This window comes from Streptomyces sp. NPDC024698 (assembly GCF_055559015.1).
The window spans coordinates 145,452-152,676 of the sequence record NZ_JBVHLK010000018.1 but is presented as its reverse complement, the minus strand read 5'-3'; the positions used below and the strand labels follow the sequence as shown (position 1 = coordinate 152,676).

General features: G+C 69.5%; 4 protein-coding genes. 2 read left to right on the top strand and 2 right to left on the bottom strand.

The features are described 5' to 3' along the window. Nucleotides 1–129 precede the first annotated feature (129 nt). Complete coding sequence (locus ACZ4AA_RS30170) at nt 130–1,458, bottom strand: DUF2252 domain-containing protein (protein WP_467609718.1); 1,329 nt, start codon at nt 1,456–1,458, stop codon at nt 130–132. 265 nt (nt 1,459–1,723) lie between these two features. On the opposite strand from ACZ4AA_RS30170, the gene dnaE reads away from it, so the two are divergent. Beyond that, nucleotides 1,724–5,263, top strand: a complete 3,540-nt coding sequence (dnaE, locus tag ACZ4AA_RS30165; protein WP_467609716.1) for a DNA polymerase III subunit alpha — start codon at nt 1,724–1,726, stop codon at nt 5,261–5,263. A 126-nt stretch (nt 5,264–5,389) separates the two neighbouring features. On the opposite strand, the gene ACZ4AA_RS30160 is transcribed toward dnaE, so the two are convergent. Continuing rightward, nucleotides 5,390–5,569 (bottom strand): hypothetical protein, encoded by a 180-nt coding sequence (locus tag ACZ4AA_RS30160; RefSeq protein ID WP_326788325.1) that lies wholly within the window; start codon nt 5,567–5,569, stop codon nt 5,390–5,392. A 224-nt stretch (nt 5,570–5,793) separates the two neighbouring features. Between ACZ4AA_RS30160 and ACZ4AA_RS30155 the strand changes: the two genes are divergently transcribed. Beyond that, nucleotides 5,794–7,011, top strand: coding sequence for an NYN domain-containing protein (locus tag ACZ4AA_RS30155; protein ID WP_467609714.1), 1,218 nt, complete (start codon nt 5,794–5,796; stop codon nt 7,009–7,011). The last annotated feature ends 214 nt before the right edge of the window (nt 7,012–7,225 follow it).

Sequence of the window (7,225 nt, the reverse complement as noted above, 5' to 3'; positions counted from 1 at the left end):
TATTTGCCCTGGGGGGTGGTGTGCCCCCCCCGCCCCCCCGTCCGGGCCCCCTAACCGTTTGCGGGGCGACCGGGCCGCGCGGGGGGGGGGCGGGGCGGGGGGCGCGCCCCCCGCCCCCGGCCGCGCGCTCTACAGTCCCGGGATCCGCCCGTTGCGGAACAGGTCCACGAAGATCTGGTGGTCACCGCGCGCGCGGGAGCCGTAGCTGTGGGCGAAGTCCACCAGGAGGTCGGCGAAGCCTTCCTCGTCGGCCGCGATGGCCGCGTCGATGGCCCGTTCCGTGGAGAACGGCACCAGCTCCGAGTGGCCGCTCTCGTCGTCCGCGGCCGCGTGCATCGTGGCGGTGGAGCGGCCGAGGTCCGCGACCACCGCGGCGATCTCCTCGGGGTCGTCGATGTCGCCCCAGTCCAGGTCCACCGCGTACGGAGAGACCTCGGCCACCAGCTGGCCCGCGCCGTCCAGTTCGGTCCAGCCCAGCCACGGGTCGGCGTGCGCCTGGAGGGCGCGCTGCGAGATCACCGTGCGGTGTCCCTCGTGCCGGAAGTAGCCGCGGATCGCGGAGTCCGTGACGTGCCGGGAGACGGCCGGGGTCTGGGCCTGCTTGATGTAGATCACCACATCGTTCTCCAGGGCGTCGCTGTTGCCCTCCAGAAGGATGTTGTACGACGGCAGACCCGCCGAGCCGATGCCGATGCCGCGGCGGCCCACGACGTCCTTCACCCTGTACGAGTCCGGGCGGGACAGCGAGGACTCCGGGAGCGTCTCCAGATAGCCGTCGAAGGCCGCGAGGACCTTGTAGCGGGTGGCGGCGTCGAGCTCGATGGAGCCGCCGCCCGGCGCGAAGCGGCGCTCGAAGTCGCGGATCTCGGTCATCGAGTCCAGGAGCCCGAAGCGGGTCAGCGACCGGGCGTCGCGCAGCGCGTCCAGGAGCGGGCCCTCGGCGGTGTCCAGCGTGAAGGGCGGCACCTCGTCGCTCTTGGCGCCGGTGGCCAGGTCGTGGATGCGCTCGCGGTACGCGGCCGCGTACACCCGCACCAGCTCGGTGATCTGCTCGTCACTGAGCGCCTTCGCGTAGCCGATGAGCGCCACGGAGGCGGCGAAGCGCTTGAGGTCCCAGGTGAAGGGGCCCACATACGCCTCGTCGAAGTCGTTCACGTTGAAGATCAGACGGCCCTGGGCGTCCATGTACGTGCCGAAGTTCTCGGCGTGCAGATCGCCGTGGATCCAGACGCGCGAGGTGCGCTCGTCCAGATACGGGCCGCCCCGCCGGTCCTGGTCGAGGTCGTGGTAGAACAGCGCCGCCGTGCCGCGGTAGAACGCGAAGGCGGAGGCCGCCATCTTGCGGAACTTCACGCGGAACGCGGCCGGGTCGGCGGCCAGGAGCTCGCCGAAGGCGGTGTCGAATACGGCGAGGATCTGCTCGCCGCGTTGCTCGGCGCTGAGCTGCGGGACCGACATCGCTGGGTGCCTCCTGGTGCAGGTGCTGCGGGACATGACGGGGCGGGCGCGCCGCCCCGGGACAAAGGGTCCGTCCACTTCCAACGGACGAAGATACGCGGGAGTGCCCGGGTTCCGGCGCCGAACGCACACCCCGGTCCCGGCACCCCGTACGACGGTACGGATGATCCTCCGTCGCGTGTCAGTCCCTCGGCATAGACTTCGTCGCTGACCCCCCAGACTGTCCGCAGCCTGTCACCGATGGTTCTTCCTGGAGGCCGAAACCGTGTCGAAGCCGCCGTTCACGCACCTGCACGTCCACACCCAGTACTCGCTGCTGGACGGTGCCGCGCGGCTCAAGGACATGTTCGACGCGTGCAACGACATGGGCATGACCCATATCGCGATGAGCGACCACGGCAACCTCCACGGGGCCTATGACTTCTTCCACACGGCGAAGAAGGCGGGCGTCACCCCGATCATCGGCATCGAGGCGTACGTCGCCCCGGAGTCCCGGCGCAACAAGCGCAAGATCCAGTGGGGCCAGCCGCACCAGAAGCGCGACGACGTGTCCGGTTCGGGCGGTTACACGCACAAGACGATCTGGGCGTCGAACCGGACGGGCCTGCACAACCTCTTCAAGCTCTCCTCGGACGCGTACGCCGAGGGCTGGCTCCAGAAGTGGCCGCGGATGGACAAGGAGACGATCTCCCAGTGGTCGGAGGGGCTCATCGCCTCCACCGGCTGCCCCTCGGGCGAGCTCCAGACCAGGCTGCGCCTCGGCCACTTCGACGAGGCACTGAAGTCGGCCGCCGAGTACCAGGACATCTTCGGCAAGGACCGCTACTTCCTGGAACTGATGGACCACGGCATCGAGATCGAGCGCCGGGTCCGCGACGGGCTCCTGGAGATCGGCAAGAAGCTCGGCATCCCGCCCCTGGTGACGAACGACTCGCACTACACGTACGCGCACGAGGCGACCGCCCACGACGCCCTGCTGTGCATCCAGACCGGCAAGAACCTCTCCGACCCGGACCGCTTCCGCTTCGACGGCACCGGCTACTACCTGAAGTCCACGGACGAGATGTACGCCGTCGACTCCTCGGACGCCTGGCAGGAGGGCTGCGCCAACACCCTCCTGGTGGCCGAGCAGATCGACACCACCGGCATGTTCGAGGCGAAGAACCTCATGCCGAAGTTCGACATCCCGGACGGCTTCACCGAGGTCACCTGGTTCCAGGAGGAGGTGCGCCGCGGCATGGAGCGCCGCTTCCCCGGCGGCGTCCCCGAGGACCGCCAGAAGCAGGCCGAGTACGAGATGGACGTCATCATCCAGATGGGGTTCCCGGGGTACTTCCTCGTCGTCGCCGACTTCATCATGTGGGCCAAGAAGCAGGGCATCGCGGTGGGCCCCGGCCGTGGCTCCGCGGCCGGCTCGATCGTCGCGTACGCCATGGGCATCACCGACCTCGACCCGATCCCGCACGGCCTGATCTTCGAGCGGTTCCTCAACCCCGAGCGCGTCTCCATGCCCGACGTCGACATCGACTTCGACGAACGCAGGCGCGTCGAGGTGATCAGGTACGTGACCGAGAAGTACGGCGCCGACAAGGTGGCCATGATCGGCACGTACGGCAAGATCAAGGCGAAGAACGCCATCAAGGACTCCGCGCGCGTGCTGGGCTACCCGTACGCGATGGGCGACCGGCTCACCAAGGCGATGCCCGCCGACGTCCTCGGCAAGGGCATCGACCTGAACGGCATCACCGACCCCTCGCACCCCCGCTACGGCGAGGCCGGCGAGATCCGCGGGATGTACGAGAACGAACCGGACGTGAAGAAGGTCATCGACACCGCCAAGGGCGTCGAGGGACTGGTCCGGCAGATGGGCGTCCACGCCGCCGGCGTGATCATGTCCAGCGAGCCCATCGTCGACCACGCGCCCATCTGGGTGCGGCACACCGACGGCGTGACCATCACCCAGTGGGACTACCCCCAGTGCGAGTCGCTCGGCCTGCTCAAGATGGACTTCCTGGGCCTGCGCAACCTCACGATCATGGACGACGCCATCAAGATGGTGAAGGCCAACAAGGGCGTCGACCTGGAGATGCTCGCCCTCCCGCTGGACGACCCCAAGACCTTCGAACTGCTCTGCCGCGGTGACACCCTCGGCGTCTTCCAGTTCGACGGCGGCCCCATGCGCTCGCTGCTCCGCCAGATGCAGCCCGACAACTTCGAGGACATCTCCGCCGTCTCGGCCCTGTACCGGCCGGGCCCGATGGGCATGAACTCGCACATCAACTACGCGGAGCGCAAGAACGGCCGCCAGGAGATCACGCCGATCCACCCCGAGCTGGAGAAGCCGCTCGAAGAGGTGCTGGCCGTCACCTACGGCCTGATCGTCTACCAGGAGCAGGTCCAGAAGGCCGCCCAGATCATCGCCGGATACTCGCTCGGCGAGGCCGACATCCTGCGCCGCGTCATGGGCAAGAAGAAGCCCGACGAGCTGGCCAAGAACTTCGTCCTCTTCCAGGAGGGCGCCCGCAAGAACAAGTACAGCGACGAGGCCATCCAGGGCCTGTGGGACGTGCTGGTCCCCTTCGCCGGCTACGCCTTCAACAAGGCCCACTCCGCCGCGTACGGACTCGTCTCGTACTGGACCGGCTATCTGAAGGCGAACTACCCGGCCGAGTACATGGCCGCGCTGCTCACCTCGGTCAAGGACGACAAGGACAAGTCGGCCGTCTACCTCAACGAGTGCCGGCGCATGGGCATCAAGGTGCTGCCGCCCAACGTGAACGAGTCCGAGCAGAACTTCGCCGCCCAGGGCGACGACGTGATCCTCTTCGGCCTCTCGGCGGTCCGCAACGTCGGCACGAACGTCGTCGAGTCGATCATCCGCAGCCGCAAGGCCAAGGGGAAGTACGGGTCCTTCCCGGACTACCTCGACAAGGTCGAGGCGGTGGCCTGCAACAAGCGCACCACGGAATCACTGATCAAGGCGGGCGCGTTCGACACGATGGGGCACACCCGCAAGGGCCTCACCGCGCACTTCGAGCCGATGATCGACAACGTGGTGGCGGTCAAGCGCAAGGAGGCCGAGGGCCAGTTCGACCTCTTCGGCGGCATGGGCGACGAGGACACCAGCGAGCCCGGCTTCGGGCTCGACGTGGAGTTCACCACCGACGAATGGGACAAGGCCTATCTCCTCGCCCAGGAGCGGGAGATGCTCGGCCTGTACGTCTCCGACCACCCGCTCTTCGGCCTGGAGCACGTCCTGTCCGACAAGGCCGACGCGGGCATCTCCCAGCTGACCGGGGGCGAGCACGCGGACGGCGCGGTCGTCACCATCGGCGGCATCATCTCGGGCCTCCAGCGCAAGATGACCAAGCAGGGCAACGCCTGGGCGATCGCCACCGTCGAGGACCTCGCCGGCTCCATGGAGTGCATGTTCTTCCCCGCGACCTACCAGCTGGTGTCGACCCAACTGGTCGAGGACGCGATCGTCTTCGTCAAGGGCCGCCTCGACAAGCGCGAGGACGTGCCGCGGCTGGTCGCGATGGAACTCCAGGTCCCGGACCTGTCGAACGCGGGCACCAACGCCCCCGTGATCCTCACCATCCCGGCACTGAAGGTGACGCCGCCGATGATCAGCCGGCTCGGCGAGATCCTCAGCCACCACAAGGGCGAGAGCGAGGTCCGCATCCGGCTCCAGGGCCCGAGCAGGACCACGGTGCTGCGGCTCGACCGGCACCGGGTGAAGCCGGATCCGGCGCTCTTCGGCGACCTGAAGGTGCTGCTCGGCCCGGCCTGCCTGGCCGGCTGAGGCGGCGGAGACCGTCCGCCCCGCCGAGGCGGGGCGGACGGTCCGCGCGCACACAGCGAGGGGCGCATCCCGCACGGGATGCGCCCCTCGCTGCATGCCTGGGCCTCAACGGCCCGCGCAACGGCCTCAGTTGTGGCCGAAACGCCTCTGATGCTTACGGGCAACATCAGCGGGGCTGCCCTGGGCCTGCGACATCGGCGACTGCTGTGCCTGCGCCGACGACCGCTGTGCCTGCTCCTGCGCACGCTCGGCCTGCGAGGAGCGGTCCTGCTGGCCGCCCTGCTTGCGATTCTTGTTCTTGGCCATGGTGATCTGCCTCCTGAGGGGGATCTAGGGGCCAGGGCCGCGACCAGATTCACATAGGCTGACAAGCAGCGCATTTCGTAGAATTACCGTGCGTAACAAGACCTGTCGGCAGGTGTTCTTCCGATCCGCCACGCCGAAGATCGAGTTCCGGCCGTTAACCTCCGCACGGTCGGGCAGACTCCAAGGAAGCCCGAAGCAAACCTCCCGGAAAGAGGGTGGATCGCGTGGACCGCTGCATCGTCCTGGTGGACGCCGGGTATCTGCTCGGGGCCGCCGCCAGTCTCCTCGCCGGGGAGCCGTCACGATCCCGGATCACCGTCGACCACGCCGCCCTCATCCAGGGCCTGCGCGAACGCGCCGAGTCCGACACCGAGCGGCCCCTGCTGCGCATCTACTGGTTCGACGGAGCCCCCGACCGCGTACCGCAGCCCGAGCACCGCAGGCTGCGCGTGATGCCACGGGTCACCGTGCGCCTGGGCGCGCTGACCCGCAGCGACGGGCGTTGGGCGCAGAAGGGCGTGGACGCCGCCATGCACGCCGAGCTGACCGAGCTCGCGCGCAACCGCGCCTGTTCCGACGTGGTCCTCGTGACCGGCGACGGGGATCTGCTGCCGGGCATGATGGCCGCCAAGGAGCACGGCGTGGCCGTGCACCTGTGGGCCGTGCAGGCCGCGGACGGTGACTACAACCAGTCCGAGGACCTGGTGGCCGAGGCCGACGAGCGGCGGGTGCTCGACCGCGCCTGGATCACCAAGGCGGTCCGCGCCAAGGAGACCGGCGGAGTCTGCGCCCCGCCGCCGGTGCCCCGCCCCGAGATCGCCGCCATCCTCTCCGCGCCGCTGCCCGAGTCGGCGCTCGCCGCCGCTGCCGAGCGCTCCGCCCAGGAGGCCGAGCACCACCAGGCGGCCGAAGCCCAGGACGGCACCCAGGAGCGGGTCTCCGCCCCCAAGGGTGTCCCCACCCCCAAGGACCTGGCCGCGCTCCGCGGACCGGGCACCCAGCCCGCCCAGCACCCCACGAACGCGACCCTGCGCTGGTCCTCGGACAAGGGCTGGGTCGACCGGCCCGGCGGCACCACCGAGACCCCGGAGGCGGCCGCGCTGCCCACACTCGCCCAGCTCACCTCCGCGGAGCAGCGGTGGGCGGACCGCGAGGAGGACATCACCACGGTCGGCGGCGACCCGTACGAGGTCGGGCAGGTCTTCGCGCGCCGCTGGATGGGGCGTCTGACCGACCCGAGCCACCTCCAGAAGCTGTCGGCGATGTATCCGCGGGTGCCGCACCGGGTGGACGGCGAGCTGCTGCGCTACGCGGCCCGCTTCGGGCTGCTCGCGCACAAGGACGACCAGATCGACGAGCACGACCGCTACGCGATCCGGGCCGGCTTCTGGCGGGAGATCGACGTGCGCACCGCGACGGAACACGCGCCCGTCGGCGAGTGAGACACGCGCCCGGCGACGGGTGAGGCACGCCTCCGGCGACGGGCGCGGGCATTCTGAGGCACGCGCTCGGCGGAGGGCGAGGCACGCGTCCTGCCGGGAGTGACGCACGCGTCCGGCGGAGGGCGAGGGGCCGCACACGTCCGGTGGCCGCTCGCGTTCGCGTCCGCCGGGCCGTGGACCGAGGCCGTCCGTGCGGGTCCGCGGAAGGCCTCGT

Bases quoted from the DNA above. Each gene is read 5' to 3' on its own strand.
- ACZ4AA_RS30170 (WP_467609718.1), bottom strand. From the start codon at position 1,458: ATGTCGGTCCCGCAGCTCAGCGCCGAGCAACGCGGCGAGCAGATCCTC.
- ACZ4AA_RS30160 (WP_326788325.1), bottom strand. From the start codon at position 5,569: ATGGCCAAGAACAAGAATCGCAAGCAGGGCGGCCAGCAGGACCGCTCC.